Below are 18974 nucleotides of genomic sequence, written 5' to 3'. Positions count from 1 at the left end.
TTCCTTGCAAAAGTCGAATAACGATCTGCTTACGCTCAATACCCAATTAGTATAGTTATAAAACGAGCACTACAAATGCAAATGGTTGCGCTTGCTAACAAAACACAAAGAAACGATGTCAAATTAATGGGATGTAAGGCAGGTCAAAGTAACAAATGATGACAACTATCTTGAAAAACACCGGACTGCAGATATGGTGGTGAGTATTGGTAGGAAACTTAAAAGGCCAACCTTACGGTTAGCCTTTTGATGATTGGATTACAACAAAGAGAAATATCATCCCTTAAGGTACTGAATCCATGCAACCGCCATTGACTTGACCTCATTAGATTTAGCGGCAGACTGCATCGCTTGTAACGCCTGTTTATGCTGCTTTAATTCAAAGTAGGCCATTCCTCGTAAATAGGAGAGCTCCGCTTTGTCATTAAAATCGGCGTCTTTAGCAGGCTGAGAAGTAAATTTAATGAGCTCGACATAGTCTTTATCTTGCAACATTAACTTACTAATTTTACTTTGCTTATCCACTGATGGTTTTAACCGATAAGAGGCCTCATAGACTTGAATTGCTTTGTGTAAATCCTTGGCTTGATGATAAAAATTTGCCAGAGTGTCCAATGTCTCCACACTGCGTTCGACGTTGTTCTCTTGTAGCGCTTTATCTAATATCGATGCTGCCCGGTAGGGAATGCCCATATACGCTTCAAAATTAACTAACCGCATAATCTCAGGTGCTTTGGTCAGCATTCCCAATTGATAGGGCATTTCTAACGCAGATAACGCATCTTTTTCTTTACCAATTTCCATATAAGCGCCCGATAGCTGCATCCAATACTGTTTCTTATTGGGGTATTTTTGCGTTAGCGTTTCTAATACCCCAATCATATTGCGATACTGTTTTAGCTCATGATACGAAGCCATCAGTAACAAATACCAATTTTCATTTGGCTCTTTAGTCATACTGATGGCCGTTTTCATTGGCTTAATGACATGCTTGTAATCTTCAATTTGCGCATAGGCACTGGCTAACGTGACATAAACAGTCGCTTGTGGCGGCTCGTCTGTCGATTGGTTCACTTTGAACCATTGTTCAAGCGTTTTAATCGACTGACGATACTGCTCTTCAGCAAGATAAAGCTGGCCAAGCCCATATCGAACTTGCTGCGCAACGGACACAGGTAAACCATCCGTTTTTAAAGAAAGGTCGAAATAATGTATTGCCTGCTTATAATTCGACAACATTGAGTAGATATAGCCCGTTTGCTGCAGCAATACCGCTTGGTCGTATTTCCGACTCGTGCTTTCACGTGCATCACCAAGCTTTTCTAAAGCATCATCATAGTTTTTCAATGCGACGAGGCGTTGCACACTGTTAACCACCTTGTAGGTGTGGTCCGATAACTGAGGCTGTATCTTAGCTATCGCACCTTCGCTAACACCCATTATGATGATGACACTCAATATACCCAGACACTGTTTTATATATCTAAGGTGCATCCTGCCCTCCTACTTAACCACAAACTCTATTTCTTGCGAAATACGAGCCGCAATGGCTTTACCTTCATCCATTTTGGGTTTAAAAGTCCATTTAGATACGGTTCTTCTTGCCACACGACCCAAGCCTAAATGACGAGGCTCTTCTTTAATTACAGTGACGTTTTCTACCGAACCGCGCTCATTGACTGTAAACTCAAGCTCAACAATGCCTTTTTTCAACCCGGCTCGCGCTGCTTTTCGAGGCATTTGCGGCAAGAAAGTCGCTAAAGGTGTCGGGCCATTATTGGCTTTAATGGTTCCGCCCCCACCTTGCCCAAAGTTTGCGAGTACTGCACCACCTGTGATATTGACGGGTAGATCTAAACTCGGCACATTCATCGGCATTTTGTCCATGGTCGGTTTGACCGTAGATGCTACTTTTAACTCAGGTGGTGGTGGCGGACGTTTCGGTTGTTTTGGCTTAGGTAATTCCCGCTTTTTCTCTTCTACTTTGTCTTCTCGTTTTACCCGAACAAAATCGACAAAGCTGGTATCGTCGGAGGATTTCAGTTCTTGGTGCTCTTTGTTCACCAAGCGGTCCATCCCCCAGAAAATACTTAAAGAAACCACTAACGCCAAAGCTAACGAAGCTAAATAGCGCATGATTTACCCCTTATTCGTAGCCGCGATGGAAATATTCTGTACGCCAGCCATACGTATCTGATCCATCACTTTCACCACGACTCCTGCTGCCGCATCTTGGTCGGCTTGTATTACCACCGCCCCTTCAGGGCTTTCAGCACGCATCCGTTCAATATTGGCGCGCACCGCATCAACATCAATGCGACGCTTATCCATCCAAACATCACCGGCTTTACCTACTGCAACCATAATATTGCCTTTCGCTACAGTGTGTGCCGTGCTAGCACTTGGGCGGTTAACCTCAATGCCGGCTTCTTTAACAAATGACGTTGTCACAATGAAGAAGATCAACATAATAAAGACAATGTCTAGCATTGGCGTCATATCAATGCCCGCCTCTTCCTCAATCTCCGCACTATATCGACGTTTCATGAATGTATCCCTCTCAATCCTTTGTTCAGGCCATATGTGTTAATTGGTCATTTAGCTTTTTGGTCGTCACTTTGGCTAAATGGTCGAGCCGAGAGCTAATAAATAACCCAGATAGCGAGGCAACCATGCCCGCTAAGGTTGGAATTGTGGCCTTCGATATCCCAGATGCCATCGCCCTAGGGCTACCCGTACCGGTGACAGCCAAGATGTCGAACACATGAATCATGCCCACCACCGTGCCTAATAACCCTAATAATGGACACATCGCGATCAGCACTTTAATCACAGCTAAACCACGCCTATTTTCTATGTCCTGTATCGACACCAGTTCGTTGCGTATCGCCTTGGCGTTCCAACTGAGCTTATCAGCTCTACCCTGCCATACCTCTACTGCGGTTTTAGACACTTTAGGTACAACGGTTGCAAAGTAGAGCCATCTCTCCAACATGACGGCCCAGAGCAAAATCGTGAGAAAGAAGATCGCAACAAGCACGTTCCCACCAAGGCCCAAAAAGCGCTCAATATGATCGTACTGTTCATATAGCCACCACATAACGCCTCCTTACGCCTTCGCCACCAATTTTTCTTGGTATCGAGCAATGAAACCTGCGCTTTGTTCTTCCAAGATTTGAACCATGCGTTTGCCTTTGCTTTGTACCAATGAGTACAAAAACAGTAATGGAATTGCCACAACAAGACCCAGCATCGTGGTGACCAAGGCTTCTGAAATCCCACCAGCCATTAACTTAGGATCCCCCGTACCAAAGAGTGTGATTGATTGAAATGTGCCTATCATCCCCATCACAGTGCCCAGCAAACCAAGCAGCGGAGCGACCGATGCTACCAGCTTGATAGAGCTGATGAATTTTTGAATTTGAGGGGCATGGCGCAGGATAATTTCATCCAGTTTCGATTCAAGATCTTCAAGGTTATTCCCAACATGACCACGATAGGCTGCGATCACTTCCCCAAGAGGATTGCCTTCAATGACCTCTTCGCTCTTGGCTTGTTGTTTCATCTTGCGGTCAATAATGGATAGACGTAAGTAACAAAGTAATGCCACACATGCGCCAATCGCACCTAGCGCCAAAATTACATAACCCACTACGCCGCCTTGATTAATGCGCTCACTTGCCGTTGGGCTTTGCACCATTAACGATAAAATAGCACCACGGGAAGGGTCGAGATAAATCGGTTGATACTCACCTTTTTTACTCGCAAACGTTGGTAATAGGTCGGTCATAGAACTTGATGGCTGACGCGACAACTGCTCAAATTTGCCTGTTTCGGGTACATAGGTAACATACTGTCCATTAGAGAAGGCATTGAATTCACCCACCAAGGTCACAATCGTTTTCTTCTGCTCACCTTGACCATACACAACGGTTGCGGGTACAGACTTAGTTTGACCAGAAGTCACCAACTGCTCTAGCACAGTATGCCAAAAGGCTTCCAATTCGGAACTTGAAGGCAGCTCTTTACTCGAGGCTAGTTTACTCAATAACGCTCCACGTTCAGGAAAAAGCACATCACTTTGCGAAGCATGATAAATACCTTTAAATTCACCCGCGTATTGGCGAACCACGCCAAACATTTCGCCCAACGAACCAGAACGCTGGCGTAACGTCTCGCTAAGCTGCGTTAATTTCTTATCATTGGCATCAAACGTTGCTTTAAGCTCATCACCTCTTGTTTTTTCTGAACTTAAATCACTTTTCGCCTGTTTGAGTAACTGCGCTTGAGCGCGTTCATCTGCCAAAAAGGCGTGTTCCCGTTGCTGGTTACTTTTTGATTCAAGGACACTTTGAGATTGGATGTGCGTTAACAAATCGTTGAGCGTTTTTTGATTGCTGGCCGCACTGCTGGTTGAATCATTGGCCAATGCTCCGTGAGAAAGACAAATGGATGAAATGATCGCTGCAACACCAAGTCTAAAACCATTCATAGTGAAGCCTCCCCTGTAAATACTGGTAGTTTGATCAGAGCTGGTGGCGCTTGCTTCTTAGCAATACGAATGCCCTCTTGTACTGATGTACGATAGCTTTCATCAAGAGGTTGCCAGGTATGCGTTTTTTGGTTCCACATGCCGGTATCAGCCCCATCTGGCGATTGATACAACAGGGCAAGACGACCCACTCTTAAAAAGTTATAGGTCATGGTTTTGCCATCGAGCGTTAAACTGTCTTTGTATGATTCAATCGTGGTCGAGAAGCTATTTTCGATTTGATAGGCTTCCATTACCTTGCGGTATTTTTCAGAGGTAGTGACATCTGGGCTATCCATTAATGCCGCCAACTCTTGCACACGATTACGGCGCTCTTTAGTTTGAAAAGGAATATCCAACGTAATGAACTGCTCTAATGCATCCACCATATCGAGCATCAATGGCGTAACATCCATCGCGGTTTGATCAATTTGCGTGATTTGACGTTCTAACGACACAAGTTCTTGGGTTTGTTTGTCAATCATTCTAGCGATTTGATTATTGTACACACGCATGCTTTCAAGCTGTCTTAAGGTACTTTTATACTGGGCAAACATCTGCTGTGTTTTCTCCGAGTATTGATCCACCTTCTTTTGCGACAACTGAGCGTTTTGGTTCATTTTCGCTTGTTGATTCATAGCATCAGATGAATCAGTTGCAGATGCAGTAGGCCCGCAAAGCAGACACGCTAACGCCAACGTTCCAAGTGTAAAGTGCTTACTCTTCATATAATCCTCTTCTGAAATAAGCAAAATGAGGCGTGAATCCACTTCACGCCTTGGGGATATCACTCTTAAATGGAATAGCTCAAACCGGCGTAGTAGTAACGGCCAATATTGTCTGAGAATTCAAAGTTATAGAGATTTGAGTAGTTATAGAAAGGTGCTAATTCATCCAACACGTTATCCACACCAACCGTCAGGACGAGATTTTTAAATCCAGAATAGGAAAGTTGTGTATCCCAAGTGGTCCAAGAATCGACATCTTTAACTGAATCTGTCTCATATAACTGCCCGTACGACCCGGTGTAGTTAACCGTATTCACCAGTTTGTAATCAGAAACACTCCACACTAATGAGGCTTTGCCTTTAAAGCGTGGACCGGCATAGTAAGTGCCAATATATTGATCAAATGTGCCTGTATCTGGGTCGGTAATTTTGTGGTCGATGGTGTAAGTGCCTTGAACTTTAAATTTGAATTCACCGGCACTTGCTGTAGGTAGTAGATAACCAATTTCGGTATCCACACCGCGAACCATCTGTTTATTCAAGTTCACATATTGGTTATCGACATAATCTATGGTGCCATCCACATTGCGGTGAACACCACTACCGTTACCGTCAACAATCGCTTGAGTATCACGTGTATCGATCATTCCCGTATTAGTGATCTTAAAGTAATCGACTTTTAACGTGAGGTTCTCAATCGGGTTAATCACTGTGCCGAAGTTAAATGAATACGAATGCTCCGCTTCTAGATCTTTATTGCCCCCTTGGCGCACTTCAACTTCCGTACGGCCATTTGTCCCATCATCCACCGTTTCATAAGCGCGTGTTACCCCTGAGTTCACTTCAGGTAGGGTTGGCGCTTTAAATCCTTCACTGTAGGACGTTCTAAACATGATTATGTCGGATGGCTGGTAACGTAAGCCGATTTTAGGACTCACTGCATTACCAAAGTCGCTGTAATGTTCACCACGTAACGCCAACTGCGCCTCTACCGTGTCATGCACTGGAATTTGTAGTTCGCTGTAAGCCGCCACTACGGTACGGTGACCATCCGATCCTGTCGCACCTGAGCCAATGATATTTCCGGCTGCGCTTTGCGCATCTGGCACATCTTCCCCGGCTTCGTATCGAAATTCCGTCCCTAAGGCCATTTGTAAATCACCGGCAGGTAGGGCAACAATCGGGAATGACGCATCCGCATTAATAAAGCCCAGTTTGGATTTACCTTTGCGCAGAGTGTCCGTTAACGCACCAGCCAACGAACTGCGTGAGTTGCTTGACGAGAATGGGTTGTACGCACCACTAGCAACCGCAGCTTCGTAACCATCAACCGTGAGATAGTTACTGCCTTCTGATTTGGTTTCGGTGTAGTGATACCCAGCACTAACCGTCCAGTCTACATCGGTATCAAATACATTCGCATACCCTTCAAGTCCCGTAACAAAACGAATTGAGTCGGTTGTAATTTCATTTTTGCGTGGACCAGCTTCCATAATACGGTTACGAATGAAGACATCTTCACCGTAGGTATTATTTGGATTGGAGGCATCAATTACCGTTAATTCACTGTTAGGCGTTGGTGCCGCGGTAGTCTTGGTGTTCACACGGTTATAGGCCAATTCAGTGGTAAGGGTAACGTCATCGGTTATTTGATGGTTAAGAGAACTTAATATGCTGAAGTGTTCTGTTTCTGGCTCGATTTGCGCGTATTCGGCAAAGTCATATAAACACTCTGAAGCCCCGTTTGCGCAACCTAAATCCTCACCATCATCATTAGCGTAAACACGGCCCCCCGGCGCAAAGGAACTTCGCCAGTCATCACCACCACGCGAAGTAGCGTTGGCGGATTTTGTGTTAGAACGGTCTTTCGCCTTAATTTGACTTTTGTGCACATAGTTGGTCGACACCATAATGTTGGTTTTACCATCATTAAAGTTTTTGCCCGCCGTCACCGTCATATCCACATTTTCACCATCACCACGGGAGGTTTGGCCCCCCTTCAGATCAAAGTCAAAACCGTCGTAATCTTTTTTGGTGATCAGGTTAATTACGCCGCCGATGGCATCCGAACCATAAATAGCCGATGCACCATCTTTTAAAACGTCAATGCGTTCAACGGCTGAAAGAGGGATAGAGTTTAAATCGACAAAGGTTTCATTCGAGTTTTGCGCAAAAGCGTAGTTCGCCACGCGGCGCCCATTCAGTAACACTAGGGTGCGAGCTTGACCTAAACCGCGCATTGACACACCAGCCGAACCAGGCGCGAAACCATTAGTAAACGAACTACCATAACTACCCCCGCCATTTTGCGTTAGACCACGCAAAACATCGCCAACATCGCTTGCGCCCATATCTTTTATATCTTGCGCTGTATAAACATCAACAGGGTTTGGACCTTCGATATCGGTGGTTGCGATATGAGAACCCGTCACTTTCACTTTTTGCAGTTTTTCAACTTGCTCAGCAGCATTGGTCGCAGTAGTAAACACAACAGTACCAATAACCAAGCCTATCGCTAGCGATAAATTGCTTCGTTTATATAACATCCGTATTCCTATTAAATTCCATTTGTGGTTAACAACGTTTTTAACGGAGCCAGAATTTAATTAATATTTAATTCGTTCGCCGAAATTAAACTCTCTAAAAATATTTTTAAAGTAATAGCTCCATTAAAAAATATTTATTACACCCACCTATTTTTGTTGTCAAATCACAGGAAACCAAAAGAAAATAAGATGAATAAACTAATAAATGATAAAAGTATGCCATTTTCATCCGTAAGTTTATGTAAACAGCAGACTTACATTCCTTTACAATCGATTGCATAAGTTTTTGCGCCTAAAATAATCCTATTTTCCTTCTCGACTTAAAAATCAGAACATTATTCCATTTTGATTACAAAACACCCACCCAAATCAATTAAACCAATTTTTATTATGAACCCTATTAATAGGCACAAGTTTTTCATGGTCATTACAGCCAGACATTAGGTTTATGAATAAATAATCACTTAAACAGCAAATGACAAAAAGATCACCAGTTTGAAATCTTTTAGAATTAAACTCCAAATAATAAAACAATTCAGATTAAAATACTTTTTAACCGTACACTGCACCAAAAAATGAATAAATTGCATTCAATTTTATTTCGTTATAACTTCGAATAGTCAGGGATGATTATATTAATCATTATTTTCTAAGCATTAAAATGGTGCAATCTAGCCATTATGGTGCGTAAAGAATTAAATGAACTACTTAAAGGCAGGACTTATCCATTTATTATTAACTGATAAGTCAATATATCCAACCGTAGGGTTAGTGATACAAAGTAGTAAATTTGGAGTGTTACTTTTATTATGCTGTCTTATTTTATAAGGCGACTTTGCCTTATTATACCTACCTTCTTAGGTATCACGATTCTCATATTTTCCATTACTCGCTTTGTACCGGGTGGCCCTGTAGAACGCATGATCTCCAAGATGCAATTTCATGGTGACGGCGCTCGTTCAGCCCAAGTAAGTCATTCTAATGCGTTGTCTGCAGACCAACTCAACGAACTCAATGAATTCTATGGGCTTAATGAGCCAATTCCCTCTGCCTACCTTAATTGGCTAACCAAACTCGTTCATTTAGACCTCGGAGAATCAACACGTTACTACGAACCTGTGACGGATATGATCATGGAGCGATTACCCATATCCCTCTTTTACGGCGCGATGACGTTTTTTATTAGCTACTTAATATCAATTCCACTCGGCTATTGGAAAGCATTAAAACATGGGTCTTGGTTTGATTCAGGTTCATCGATCTCCATTTTTATTGGCTACGCACTTCCCGGTTATATCGTTGGTATTTTGCTTATTACGCTCTTTGGTTATCAATTAGAGTGGTTTCCGATGGGAGGATTTACTAGCGATAATTACGATGATCTTGGTTCCAATTATGAAAGGGTGAAAGATATCTTATGGCATGCGGTATTACCCCTTATTTGTTATCTGATTGGTGATTTCGCCACATTAACCATGACTATGAAAAACAATTTAATGGAACAGCTTTCTTCTGATTATATACGTACTGCTATTGCTAAAGGTTTGCCATTTAAAACGGCGATCAGAAAGCACGCACTGCGCAATAGTTTAATCCCGATAGCTAGTCATTTTGGTAACTCTCTGCTCTTTTTTATGACAGGTTCCTTTCTTATCGAAGTTATCTTTAATATTGATGGCATCGGATTGCTTGGCTATGAGTCTATTGTTGAACGTGACTATCCAGTAGTTATGGGCATTGTCGCCATCAATGCCATTCTTTTGATGGTAGGAAATATTCTTTCGGATATTGCTGTCGCTCTGGTTGATCCTCGTGTCAAATTTGAAGGGTAGTAAAGATGTCGCTTAGCCCAATAACATTAAACAAAATACGCAATTTTAAAAAGATAAAACGGGGTTATTACTCGTTTATCATTCTCTCATTACTTATTTTATTGTCATTAATTGCCGAACTCATCATAAATAGCCGAGCACTGGTGGTACATTATAATCATCACTATTACTTCCCCGTATTTAGCGACGTGTATCAAGGCCAGTTTTTTGGCCAGAAAACCCCGGGAGAAACCAATTACCGTCAACTCCAAGCTCAGTTTCAACAACAAGGCGGGGACAACTATGTGTTGATGCCGCTCATCCCTTGGAATCCTTACGAACAAGATTTTAACGGTAGTTATCCCCCAACCCCGCCTAATGCTGAGCAGCAACACTACTTGGGCACTGATGTTGTGGGCCGAGATATATTAGCGCGCTTGGTTTACGGGTTTCGCACCGCCATTGGTTTTGCGTTACTCACTATGGCGGCATCCTACGCGATTGGCGTGACAGTAGGCTGTTTGATGGGATTTATTGGCGGGAAGTTTGATCTGTTTGTTCAGCGTTTAATTGAAGTGTGGTCGATGGTGCCATTTCTCTACGTGATCATGATACTGGTATCGATTATTCAACCCACATTTACGCTCTTTGTTGCCATTAACGTACTGTTTGGTTGGATTGGCATCACCTGGTATATGCGAACCATGACCTACAAAGAAGCCGCACGTGATTATGTGGTCTCTGCTCGGGCATTAGGCGCTTCCACCACCAGAATCATTTTTAGGCACATATTGCCCAACACCATGGTGATGATAGTGACTTTGGCTCCCTTTACTATCGCTGCCAATATCACCGCTCTAACCGCATTAGATTATTTAGGGCTGGGGCTAATGCCGCCAACACCCTCATGGGGAGAATTACTTCAACAAGGAAAATCCAACTTAGACTCTCCTTGGATTGTCACTTCAGTAGTGACGGCCATTGTCAGTGTCTTGGTGATGGTCACATTTATTGGTGAAGCCATTCGCACCGCCTTCGACCCTAAACATTTTACCCGTTACAACTAATTTTTCTGTTATGACAAAGCAGATGACAAGGACTGTCGTGATGAACAAACTCGCATTGGTTACTTTTGCCCTTTTGGCTAGCTCAACCCAAGTTGCTATTGGTGCAACACTGCCAGAAAAAGTGAACTGGATAGAGCATAATCAAGAACCCCTATTCGCTTCAAAAGAAGCCAAACAAGGGGGGACGTTCTACACGTATATGAACAGCTTCCCACAGACATTACGCAGTGTGGGTCCTGATGCCAACTCTGGCATTCGCGGCTATTTGATGGATGGCACACCCAAATTAGCAGGTCGTCACCCAAATACCGGAAAATGGATTCCACAACTCGCAACGGCTTGGGCGTTTTCTGCTGATAATCAAACGGTTTATTTTAAACTCGACCCAAATGCACGTTGGTCGGATAACACTAAGGTAACTGCCGACGACTACCTGTTTATGCTCACTTACAACCGTTCTAAAGACATTGTAGATCCTTGGTATAACGACTTTTTCACCAACGCCATTACCGATGTGATCAAGTACGATGACTACACCATTGCCATCAAGTCTGGAACAAAAATGAGCAATGATGAGTTGATGACCCAAATCAACATGCCAAGTAACGGCTTGCAGCCAAGACCAAAACACTTTTTTGCCAAGCTCAAAAAGGACAAAAATGGTGATGGTATGCCAGATGATTTTGTCCGTCGCTATAACTTTAAAGTTGAACCAACGGTGGGTCCCTATGTGCTAGATAAGATCGAACGCGGCAAAAAGCTGGTGTTTAAGCACGTTAACGATTGGTGGGGCTACTCTAATCGTTATTATCAAAACCGCTATAACGTAAATAAAATCAGTATGAAGGTCATTCGAGATAACGACATCGCTCGAAAACACTTTGAAAGAGGCGATATCGATACTTACGGTTTAGTCCTTCCCTCGTTATGGCATGAAAAATCCGATACCGAACCATACAAAGATGGCTATATCCAAAAGTTCTGGGGCTATAACCAACTGCCACAAGGTGCCGGCGGCTTGTGGATGAACACGGCAATGCCAATGCTCAATGATGTTAACGTTCGCGCGGGCATTACCTATGCGATGGATTTTGATGGCATGCTTTTGCATGTATTGCGTGGTGATTACATGCGCTTACCAAGTGGTATGGGTTACGGCCACGGCGACTATGATATTGCCAATCAAACGGCGCCTAAGTTTGATCCACAAAAAGCAATTAACTATTTCAATAAAGCCGGCTTTACACACATCGATGCGGATGGCATTCGCAGCAATGCTGCAGGCCAACGGCTCTCTTTTGCTGTCACCTATAGCTTTGCACCACACACTCGGCGCATCGCCTACTTAAAAGAACAAGCTAAAAAAGCAGGCCTAGAATTAACGCTAAACTTGATCGATGGCTCTTCGGCATTCAAATTTATGCTTGAAAAGAAACACCAAATTGCCTTCTTACACATGGGCGCTGGCGAAATCCCCTCTTACTGGGAATACCTAAGTTCCGAAACCGCGGCGAACCAAACTAACAACTTCACCAATTACAAAAATCCAGAGATGGATAAATTGATTACGGCTTACCGTCACACCTTTCTTAAAAAGGACAAAGTGGCCATTTCTCACCAAATTATTCAAAAGGTCGCCGACGAGTATTTAATTGTGCCCGGCTACATGGTGCCTTATACCCGTGAAGGATTTTGGCGTTGGATTAAGTTCCCGAAAAATGGCATGACCAAGCAAACCCTGAGCTTAACGTCCCCCATGGATGTGGCCAATTTTTGGATCGATGAAGATGTGAAGAAAGAGACACTCGCAGCCCGTAAGGAGCACAAAGTGTTCCCACCAGTAACCATCATAGATACACGTTTTAAACTGGGAGCCAAGGATGACCAATAGCCCAATCCTCACCGTGCGGGATCTTCATGTGAGTTTTGAGAATGATGAAGGAATAACGGAGATCTTAAAGGGCGTTGACCTGAATGTGTACGCAGGTAGAACCCTTGGTCTCGTTGGTGAGTCTGGCAGTGGCAAAAGTGTCACTGCCATGACCATACTCGGGCTACTTCCCTACCCTCAAGGCAAGGTCACACAAGGGGATATCATCTACCGCGACAAACCTATTTTATCTTTGCCCACTAAAGAGCTGTGGTCGATTCGTGGCAATCGAATCTCTATTATTTTTCAAGATCCCATGACAGCATTAAACCCGGTTCACACCATTCGTCATCAATTGGTTGAAGTGTTAACGCTGCACCGCCCCGAACTCAGTGCTAAGCAGCGCCATAGTACCGCTTTGGAAATGCTAGAAAAAGTGCGCATACCCCGCGCCAAGCAGCGTTTAGATGAATACCCTCATAACTTATCTGGCGGGATGAGGCAGCGCGTGATGATCGCCATGGCACTGGCATGCAAACCGGACATTCTGATCTGCGATGAACCCACTACAGCGCTTGATGTCACCGTACAAGCGTCGATATTGGAACTCATGAACGAATTGCAGCAAGAAACAGGCATGGGGATGATTTTCATCACTCACGATTTGGGGGTCGTCGCGGAAGTGTGTGACGATGTGGCCGTGATGTACCAAGGGGAGATTGTAGAATATGCCGATGTCTTTACCCTCTTTGATCACGCGCAGCACCCCTACACAAAAAAACTGCTCAAGCTCATGCCGAACATAAATAGCATTCCAAAGCAGTTCATTCCAATTGATGAATTACCAAGCGACGTTCTTACCGAAGTAGAGTAACCCCGTATGTCAGAGTTATTAAGAATCGAAAATATCACTCAGTATTTTGCCAGCAACCGCAAACTCTTCTCCAAAGGCTATGTGCTCAAAGCGGTCGATGGCGTATCACTTTCTCTTGCCAAAGGCGAAACCCTCGGGCTAGTGGGTGAATCTGGGTGTGGGAAAAGCACGTTAGGTCGAACCATTCTAAAATTGTTAGAACCGTCATCGGGGAAAATTTGGTTTGAAGGACAAGACATTACGTCGTTATCGCGCAAACAGATGCAGCCACTAAGAAAGGAAATGCAGATTGTTTTTCAAGACCCGCTTGAATCGCTAAATGCTCGTCATTCAATAGGAATGATCATTCAAGAGCCGTTTGATATCCACAATATCGGCACCAAAGAAGAGCGAAAACAATGGGTAAAAGAACTGCTGGTAAAAGTGGGGCTACCAGAGGAGTGTGTTAACCGCTACCCGCACGAGTTTTCTGGCGGTCAACGGCAACGAATTGGGATTGCTAGAGCGATAGCATTGAAACCGAAACTGCTAATTTGCGATGAATCGGTTTCGGCTTTAGATGTGTCGGTACAGGCGCAAATTATTAATTTATTGATAAAACTACAGCAAGAATTAGAGCTTGCTATCATTTTTATTTCTCACGATTTATCGGTTGTGCGTCATATATCCGACCGAGTTGCGGTTATGAACAAAGGCAAAATTGTTGAAACCGGCGACACTTTAACGATATACAACCACCCCCAAGATGAGTACACCAAGGTTTTGCTTTCGGCTATTCCGATTACTCACCCGAGTCAACGTAAGAAAAAACGCAGCACTTTGCCATGTTGACATTGAAATAAGAAACAAAGCATGTAACGAAAGCCTTGAGAGCGGCAATAAAGAGCACTAAACCTATGTAATTATTCGCCCGACAGAGCTCTTTTGGTCTTTTGATAAAGATAGCGCTCATTAATGGCTCATCTGAATGCTACATTTAAAACTCTCAATTGAGTTTTGAATACAGCACTTCAATGGTGGGAAAATCGCTAAAAGACCAATTTGAGGGAAGTTGAATACCTGGCTGAGTCTTCACAGCCGTAATAGCCTTTTCAATATTGGAGGTTTGGCTGAATACAGCCAAATCATCAAGTAACTCAAATTCTTCTGCTGAATCAATTGGTGTGATGTAATCTTTTAATAACCCCCAACCGGTGTCCCACGCCATAAGCTCGATAGTTGCAAGAGCAAATAAATCTCTGATGAGATTTCCTTTAATAAACGCAAGCCCAGATAAATCAAAAATACCAAATCTATCTGCCGACAGTTTCCCTGTACGACACAAACACCATGCTTCACCAGCATACAGAAACGCTGACTTAGGGACATCCAACGCATTGAAATTAAATTGTAAAACACGTCGATGTATCTCATCAAGCTGCGCGTCGACCAATACCCAACGAGATAACTTAACATCCCAATATTCACAAACCCAATGATCTTCAAAGTGATCAGACCCAAGATAAGTGGCAAACCCACATCGCACGCGTGCCGGAACCTGTTTCTCGCGCAGCACCGCACAAAGCAGTAACGAAAAATCGCGACAGATACTCACCACTTTATCTTTAGGCTTCCTAAGTTCACGAATATTCGTGTTGGATTTAAATACCGCCAAATCCAATATATTAATAACCGACCGAGCTTGCATTTCACGCCATTTATCAGTTTCGTCATCGTGTAAAGAATACCTGTCTAACCAATAAGCATGAACGAGAAGATTTTGTACAAAACGACAGAGCGAACCAATGTCATTTGGTAACAATCTAATATCTTGGCGATACACGCCAAGTTCTGTTTCAGCGCTCGCCGTAGCATAAATAGAAAGGTCCATTTTTTACTCATTTAAATTATCAAAGTAATATGGGGAAGAGGCGTTGGTTATTTTTGCTCTAATTTTCGTAATGCTTGATACCACTTACCAGACAATACGAACTTTGGAAATGTATAAAACTGTTCGGCCAATATACGTACCATGGCATTTTTCACACCGGTGAACGGTTCTGAAGGGTTGGTTTCTTTACTATGACCAACTCCTTGAAAACCAAACGATAACATCATTGCGAACAGAAAAATCGACGCAAAAACCAAATTAAACCACACTATAGACAGTACCAAACATACAAAGCTAACAATAAAAATAGGCACAAAAACGATGTGAATAAAAAGGTTTTCTCGTGATTGATGGTAATTTAAATATCCTTCCCATTGCCACTTAATTGTCTCTTTTATGTCCATATTGAAACCTTAACCACTATGAGTGATAGATTTAGCACAACACCTTCTTATGATAAATCATTTATTATTACTGAATCATTAACTTATTAACGATTCAGCAATCATATTAACGCCTTCCATTTGTGAAATAGTAATATATTTACTCGACTCCAATGCTAATATAGAGTGTTCGGTTTGTTCTTCTATAAAAGCAAAATCATTCTTTTCATAAATTTCCGAGTTTATCTTTAAACGACCTTCAATAACATATATTTGTTCCCAACCAGGGTGATTATGTAACGGCAATTCAGCATGTTCATCAAATTTTAGTATTGCAGTTCTACCATTTTCATTTTTTTCAGATAGCCAACAAAATTCAACACCAATGAATGGAGTTTTTGACCATCTAATATCTTCTCTTTTACAAGCAATTATCATACTTCCTCCTTTCATTAACTGATGTTATTTATAACTTAATGATATAAAAAGCACATACCTGACATTATATAGCATTTGCTAATTAAATTAGCGCTTAAGTGATAACATCAACAATGTAATCACATGTAATCACGTTACCGTAGCTAAAGCAATTGCGTTACTATAAGCGCTAGAAATGCTGGCAAGCCTGCAATAAAAAGTACTAAACCCGTATGATAGTTTTGCTTTTTTCGATTTTGTTCATCTTTAGAAAAATCAAAATCCTTAACCATACCGTACACTTTGTCGGTTAACGGATCATCATACCGTGAAGCCTTCATATCAACACCACCTTCCCAAAGTAGTCTTGCTAACGCCCAAATCACGATAACGACAAAAAACAAGAAATCTGAATATGACACTGCTTTGAAAAACTGAACATATCTGGATAACACGAATACAATAAGAGCAGCTATCAAATTAATAATAATTACTTTCTTTATCAGATCTATCACACAAACATCTCCACTGTGTATACCACCTACCACATCGTCACTTTGCTTATTGCCTTAGTAAACTGATAGTGTTCAACCACTAGTGGCTGATGTATACATCATCTGTTGTTGCCTGCTAACTATCAGCGTTTATCTATTACAAAAGGAACAATCACCAAACTCAATAAAAATGCGTAAAATATTGGCAATATTGCAACACTAAAACCCACAACCAAGCTTCCTGCTTCTAAGGGTATCTGACTCATTACTAAAATAGTGCCATACATTGTCGTTAGGCCCGCGCTTACCCAGCTAACTTTAAAAAATCTGAGTAGTTTATTATTAGTCGACTCATCTTTTCGTATAAGTAACGAACAAATAGCGGGAACAAATGTACAAACTAAAGAAAATTGATCGTAAAACAACACAAAGTTATCTCTTAGAAAATATGTCACAACATAAAGACAACCCAACCAATAAATGATTAAACCATTTCTATTCAAATTTTTTCCTTATAAATAAGTCTTAGATATTCACTCACCTGCGGACTACCAGAGCGCTATAACGCTCAATTAACTTTGCGAGCAACGCTTCACTATCACAACCCAGCATTACTCCGTAAGCTCTAGACTGCCTGACTATTCCTCTAATGAGAACAAAACAGCTTCTTCAGCATGAATAGCCGTTGTGTCATAAAGCCTTACGTCAGTATGCGCCTGCTTCACTAAAAGCGCTATTTCTGTACAACCTAGGATAACGGAAATTCCCTCAAGGAAGTCTCGTTATTTTTTATCAACAAATTGGCAGTCAGAATATTCAAATTATCAGAATATTGCACAAAAGCATGGATGTTCATCCGATCTTTGGCGGATAACGTGAAGTACAACTGCCGACTACCGGTGCTAATTTTGGGAACCAACATTCGTGGCAGTAGGAGGTTAATTGGCACGCTCTTGTATGGATAATAACGACTCAAATTATGCTTTTATTGCATATACCGTTATGTGGTTTGAAGTTTCACGTTCATAGACACTGACATAAAGCACTTGAAACCCAGCTTGCTCTAGTTCAACGATTAGACCACTTTGAGAGGTAACATGACGATATGGAGTGTTGTTCCTATATGTTTCATAGCTATTTTCATCTTTAGAACACAAGCTACTGACGAAAAACGCTCCATTTTCAGATAGTGAACGATAAACATTACCCAAGAATATGGCTCGATCTGCGCCGATAATACAATGTAAGCAATTACCGTCAATCACAACATCATAACGTTCTGGAAGTTCAAGAGACTCTGCTGTTAGGTCAGCAGTATAATAATTACCCTCAGTTCCTGTTACTCTAGCTTTTTCTTTTGCCCATGCAATTGCGGTTGGTGAGATATCTATACCTGTTACCGAAAAACCCAACTTCTGGAAAGCTCGGCAATGATGCCCTTCACCGCAACCTAATTCGAGCAGTTTACCTTTTTGGGGTCGTTCACATATCTCTAGAAAACGATCCACTAAAACTGCTTTAGACATTCGCTCATTGCCCCCCCAACCTTCCCAGCCAGCTTGGCGAGCTTCAACATACATGTCTTCATGAACTTGATAATTTGGTTTCATGCGTTTGCCCTGCGTACCTACCATAAACATCGAATCTGCAATTTACTATATAAGTGGCTCGGGCTTGTTCAACACCCAGTTAAAGTGTCGGCTGCGCGACACTTATCCTTGTTTGTTAGGCAGATAGCTCCTTAGCTAACTCTACATCATTCAAAACAACGTCATTAGTACGCTCTTTACTGATCTCACCTGTTGGAGTAAGGCCCTGCTTTGTATAAAAATTCAATGCACGTTCATTACTATCAAGTGCCCACAACGAAACCTTTTGAGCCTTCAATACGCGGAGCAATCTCTCGCACTCATTATAAAGCGCTTGACCAATACCAGTCCCAATCTTATCAGGGGCAATGTAAATCGAGCTCAGTTCATACACTTCAGTGCCTTTCAAAGTTTTAGGCTGCCCAAAGCACAGAAAACCAACCAATCCGTCATCACAATCCGCGACGAGAACTTCCGCCAAATTTCGCTCAATGATGTTCGACCACAATTTTTGACGCTTTTCTAATGTATAGCTTTCGATAAAGCTCTGAGGCATCAGCCCATTGTACGCATATGCCCATGAACTAGCGTGTATATTTGCGATTCTATCGACATCATCTAGTAATGCTTTTCTAACTCTAAACTTCATGATTTCCTTATCTGCCTAACGTGTAGTTCAATTGCCTACTGCTGGCGCTAATTTTGGGAACCAAAATTCGTGACAGTAGAAGGTCAATTGGAACGTGTTGTCATGCTTCATATTGCCACTAATGTAGCAATCCGCTACAATCCTT

The 18974-nt window shown here is 42.4% G+C and carries 18 protein-coding genes and 2 pseudogenes; 6 read left to right on the top strand and 14 right to left on the bottom strand.

What is annotated here, in order from left to right:
- Nucleotides 1–276 precede the first annotated feature (276 nt).
- The 7 genes from JCM16456_RS18845 to JCM16456_RS18815 all read right to left on the bottom strand — a co-directional run bounded on the left by JCM16456_RS18845 (nt 277) and on the right by JCM16456_RS18815 (nt 7805).
- Nucleotides 277–1494: a tetratricopeptide repeat protein gene (locus JCM16456_RS18845; RefSeq protein WP_068717400.1), complete on the bottom strand. Its 1218-nt coding sequence runs from the start codon at nt 1492–1494 to the stop codon at nt 277–279.
- Nucleotides 1495–1503: 9 nt separating this feature from the next.
- Nucleotides 1504–2136, bottom strand: coding sequence for an energy transducer TonB (locus JCM16456_RS18840; RefSeq protein ID WP_068717398.1), 633 nt, complete (start codon nt 2134–2136; stop codon nt 1504–1506).
- 3 nt (nt 2137–2139) lie between these two features.
- Nucleotides 2140–2547: an ExbD/TolR family protein gene (locus JCM16456_RS18835; protein ID WP_068717396.1), complete on the bottom strand. Its 408-nt coding sequence runs from the start codon at nt 2545–2547 to the stop codon at nt 2140–2142.
- A 25-nt stretch (nt 2548–2572) separates the two neighbouring features.
- Nucleotides 2573–3100, bottom strand: coding sequence for a MotA/TolQ/ExbB proton channel family protein (locus JCM16456_RS18830; RefSeq protein WP_068717394.1), 528 nt, complete (start codon nt 3098–3100; stop codon nt 2573–2575).
- 9 nt (nt 3101–3109) lie between these two features.
- Entirely contained in the window at nt 3110–4492 is a 1383-nt protein-coding gene (locus JCM16456_RS18825) for a MotA/TolQ/ExbB proton channel family protein (RefSeq protein WP_068717392.1), read from the bottom strand.
- The gene (locus JCM16456_RS18820; RefSeq protein ID WP_068719046.1) at nt 4489–5259 is read right to left on the bottom strand and encodes a DUF3450 domain-containing protein; all 771 of its coding nucleotides are present in this window, start codon (nt 5257–5259) and stop codon (nt 4489–4491) included. The genes JCM16456_RS18825 and JCM16456_RS18820 overlap by 4 nt, the downstream gene beginning before the upstream one ends.
- A 65-nt stretch (nt 5260–5324) precedes the next feature.
- A complete protein-coding gene (locus JCM16456_RS18815) occupies nt 5325–7805 on the bottom strand; it encodes a TonB-dependent receptor (protein ID WP_068717390.1) in 2481 nt (826 codons plus the stop codon).
- Between the two features lie 809 nt (nt 7806–8614).
- Here JCM16456_RS18815 and JCM16456_RS18810 point away from each other — a divergent pair.
- The 5 genes from JCM16456_RS18810 to JCM16456_RS18790 are packed head-to-tail and all read left to right on the top strand — an operon-like array spanning nt 8615 to nt 14258.
- Complete coding sequence (locus JCM16456_RS18810; protein ID WP_082712377.1) at nt 8615–9637, top strand: ABC transporter permease subunit; 1023 nt, start codon at nt 8615–8617, stop codon at nt 9635–9637.
- Between the two features lie 5 nt (nt 9638–9642).
- On the top strand, nt 9643–10683 hold the full coding sequence (locus JCM16456_RS18805) for an ABC transporter permease subunit (protein WP_068717386.1): 1041 nt from the start codon (nt 9643–9645) through the stop codon (nt 10681–10683).
- Nucleotides 10684–10693: 10 nt separating this feature from the next.
- Entirely contained in the window at nt 10694–12574 is a 1881-nt protein-coding gene (locus tag JCM16456_RS18800; protein ID WP_156430601.1) for an extracellular solute-binding protein, read from the top strand.
- Complete coding sequence (locus JCM16456_RS18795) at nt 12564–13427, top strand: ABC transporter ATP-binding protein (RefSeq protein ID WP_068717381.1); 864 nt, start codon at nt 12564–12566, stop codon at nt 13425–13427. Before JCM16456_RS18800 ends, JCM16456_RS18795 begins: the two co-directional genes overlap by 11 nt.
- A 6-nt stretch (nt 13428–13433) precedes the next feature.
- Complete coding sequence (locus tag JCM16456_RS18790; RefSeq protein ID WP_082712376.1) at nt 13434–14258, top strand: ABC transporter ATP-binding protein; 825 nt, start codon at nt 13434–13436, stop codon at nt 14256–14258.
- Between the two features lie 154 nt (nt 14259–14412).
- Here JCM16456_RS18790 and JCM16456_RS18785 read toward each other — a convergent pair whose 3' ends face one another.
- The 5 genes and pseudogenes from JCM16456_RS18785 to JCM16456_RS24510 form a co-directional block, all read right to left on the bottom strand.
- Nucleotides 14413–15297: a transglutaminase domain-containing protein gene (locus JCM16456_RS18785; protein ID WP_068717379.1), complete on the bottom strand. Its 885-nt coding sequence runs from the start codon at nt 15295–15297 to the stop codon at nt 14413–14415.
- Nucleotides 15298–15344: 47 nt separating this feature from the next.
- Nucleotides 15345–15701 (bottom strand): Mpo1-like protein, encoded by a 357-nt coding sequence (locus tag JCM16456_RS18780; RefSeq protein ID WP_068717377.1) that lies wholly within the window; start codon nt 15699–15701, stop codon nt 15345–15347.
- A 78-nt stretch (nt 15702–15779) separates the two neighbouring features.
- The gene (locus JCM16456_RS18775) at nt 15780–16118 is read right to left on the bottom strand and encodes a cupin domain-containing protein (RefSeq protein WP_068717375.1); all 339 of its coding nucleotides are present in this window, start codon (nt 16116–16118) and stop codon (nt 15780–15782) included.
- A gap of 143 nt (nt 16119–16261) precedes the next feature.
- Nucleotides 16262–16612 (bottom strand): hypothetical protein, encoded by a 351-nt coding sequence (locus JCM16456_RS18770; protein WP_068719045.1) that lies wholly within the window; start codon nt 16610–16612, stop codon nt 16262–16264.
- A 617-nt stretch (nt 16613–17229) separates the two neighbouring features.
- A pseudogene (locus JCM16456_RS24510) lies at nt 17230–17352 on the bottom strand (aspartate racemase); the annotation flags it as partial.
- Here JCM16456_RS24510 and JCM16456_RS24265 point away from each other — a divergent pair.
- Nucleotides 17349–17465, top strand: a pseudogene (locus JCM16456_RS24265) (type II toxin-antitoxin system RelE/ParE family toxin); the annotation flags it as partial. The pseudogenes JCM16456_RS24510 and JCM16456_RS24265 overlap by 4 nt on opposite strands.
- A 103-nt stretch (nt 17466–17568) precedes the next feature.
- On the opposite strand, the gene JCM16456_RS18760 reads toward JCM16456_RS24265, so the two are convergent.
- Together JCM16456_RS18760 and JCM16456_RS18755 are read right to left on the bottom strand one after the other, a co-directional pair.
- Nucleotides 17569–18231, bottom strand: a complete 663-nt coding sequence (locus tag JCM16456_RS18760; protein WP_231894477.1) for a class I SAM-dependent methyltransferase — start codon at nt 18229–18231, stop codon at nt 17569–17571.
- Nucleotides 18232–18316: 85 nt separating this feature from the next.
- Complete coding sequence (locus JCM16456_RS18755; protein ID WP_231894476.1) at nt 18317–18829, bottom strand: GNAT family N-acetyltransferase; 513 nt, start codon at nt 18827–18829, stop codon at nt 18317–18319.
- Between the last annotated feature and the right edge of the window lie 145 nt (nt 18830–18974).

Origin of the sequence: Vibrio tritonius, from assembly GCF_001547935.1 — a bacterium.
GTDB lineage: Bacteria > Pseudomonadota > Gammaproteobacteria > Enterobacterales > Vibrionaceae > Vibrio > Vibrio tritonius.
This window is presented reverse-complemented; position numbering and strand designations above follow the sequence as displayed.

Excerpts from the sequence above, each read along its gene's own strand:
- JCM16456_RS18775 (WP_068717375.1), bottom strand. The coding sequence starts at position 16,118 with ATGATAATTGCTTGTAAAAGAGAAGATATTAGATGGTCAAAAACTCCA.
- JCM16456_RS18830 (WP_068717394.1), bottom strand. The coding sequence starts at position 3,100 with ATGTGGTGGCTATATGAACAGTACGATCATATTGAGCGCTTTTTGGGC.
- JCM16456_RS18755 (WP_231894476.1), bottom strand. The coding sequence starts at position 18,829 with ATGAAGTTTAGAGTTAGAAAAGCATTACTAGATGATGTCGATAGAATC.
- JCM16456_RS18825 (WP_068717392.1), bottom strand. The coding sequence starts at position 4,492 with ATGAATGGTTTTAGACTTGGTGTTGCAGCGATCATTTCATCCATTTGT.
- JCM16456_RS18840 (WP_068717398.1), bottom strand. The coding sequence starts at position 2,136 with ATGCGCTATTTAGCTTCGTTAGCTTTGGCGTTAGTGGTTTCTTTAAGT.
- JCM16456_RS18795 (WP_068717381.1), top strand. The coding sequence starts at position 12,564 with ATGACCAATAGCCCAATCCTCACCGTGCGGGATCTTCATGTGAGTTTT.
- JCM16456_RS18780 (WP_068717377.1), bottom strand. The coding sequence starts at position 15,701 with ATGGACATAAAAGAGACAATTAAGTGGCAATGGGAAGGATATTTAAAT.
- JCM16456_RS18835 (WP_068717396.1), bottom strand. The coding sequence starts at position 2,547 with ATGAAACGTCGATATAGTGCGGAGATTGAGGAAGAGGCGGGCATTGAT.
- JCM16456_RS18805 (WP_068717386.1), top strand. The coding sequence starts at position 9,643 with ATGTCGCTTAGCCCAATAACATTAAACAAAATACGCAATTTTAAAAAG.
- JCM16456_RS18785 (WP_068717379.1), bottom strand. The coding sequence starts at position 15,297 with ATGGACCTTTCTATTTATGCTACGGCGAGCGCTGAAACAGAACTTGGC.
- JCM16456_RS18820 (WP_068719046.1), bottom strand. The coding sequence starts at position 5,259 with ATGAAGAGTAAGCACTTTACACTTGGAACGTTGGCGTTAGCGTGTCTG.
- JCM16456_RS18815 (WP_068717390.1), bottom strand. The coding sequence starts at position 7,805 with ATGTTATATAAACGAAGCAATTTATCGCTAGCGATAGGCTTGGTTATT.
- JCM16456_RS18800 (WP_156430601.1), top strand. The coding sequence starts at position 10,694 with ATGACAAAGCAGATGACAAGGACTGTCGTGATGAACAAACTCGCATTG.
- JCM16456_RS18760 (WP_231894477.1), bottom strand. The coding sequence starts at position 18,231 with ATGTTTATGGTAGGTACGCAGGGCAAACGCATGAAACCAAATTATCAA.
- JCM16456_RS18845 (WP_068717400.1), bottom strand. The coding sequence starts at position 1,494 with ATGCACCTTAGATATATAAAACAGTGTCTGGGTATATTGAGTGTCATC.
- JCM16456_RS18810 (WP_082712377.1), top strand. The coding sequence starts at position 8,615 with ATGCTGTCTTATTTTATAAGGCGACTTTGCCTTATTATACCTACCTTC.
- JCM16456_RS18790 (WP_082712376.1), top strand. The coding sequence starts at position 13,434 with ATGTCAGAGTTATTAAGAATCGAAAATATCACTCAGTATTTTGCCAGC.